Raw genomic sequence first — 621 nt, 5'->3', positions numbered from 1 at the left:
GGCACCGTTGCATTAACCTTGGCCGTTTAGCGAGGGATGGCTAATCGAGGAGCCATCCTGGTGTCGATCTTCAAGCGCCGCCGTTTTCCGGTCTCGATCATCTTGCTGTGCGTACGCTGGTACTGCAAGTACGGGATCAGCTATCGCGATCTGGCTGAAATGATGTTCGAGCGCGGTGTCAGCGTTAATCCAAGCACGATCTTTCGTTGGGTCCAGCGTTATGCCCCGGAGATTGAGAAGCGGGTGCGTCCCTACCAGGGACATCGTTCAGGCTCATGGCGGGTAGATGAGACCTACGTACGAGTGGGCGGACGCTGGCGGTACTTATTTCGAGCGGTCGATAAACACGGTCGGCTGATCGCCTCCATGCTGGCCGGCCGGCGTGACACCGGAGCGGCTTATCGCTTCCTGCGCAAAGCCCTAAGGGGGATGGGCGACTATCCTCCCTCATCGATCACGACCGACAAACTGGCTTCATATCCGAAGGCAATCCGGCGCTTGCAGAATGAAGGATTGCTATCGAAAGATGTCGAGCATCGGACGTCAAAGTACTTGAATAACATCCTTGAGGCGGATCACGGCGCGCTCAAGCGCGTGATCCAGCCAACGCGCGGCTTCCAG

Annotated in this window: 1 protein-coding gene; it reads left to right on the top strand. The window is 57.5% G+C overall.

What is annotated here, in order from left to right:
- Positions 1–60 precede the first annotated feature (60 nt).
- Positions 61–621 (top strand): IS6 family transposase (locus ILT44_RS30620; protein WP_204243377.1); only part of this gene is annotated, 561 nt, incomplete at its 3' end.

Origin of the sequence: Microvirga arvi (assembly GCF_016892765.1) — a bacterium.
GTDB lineage: Bacteria > Pseudomonadota > Alphaproteobacteria > Rhizobiales > Beijerinckiaceae > Microvirga > Microvirga arvi.
This window is presented reverse-complemented; position numbering and strand designations above follow the sequence as displayed.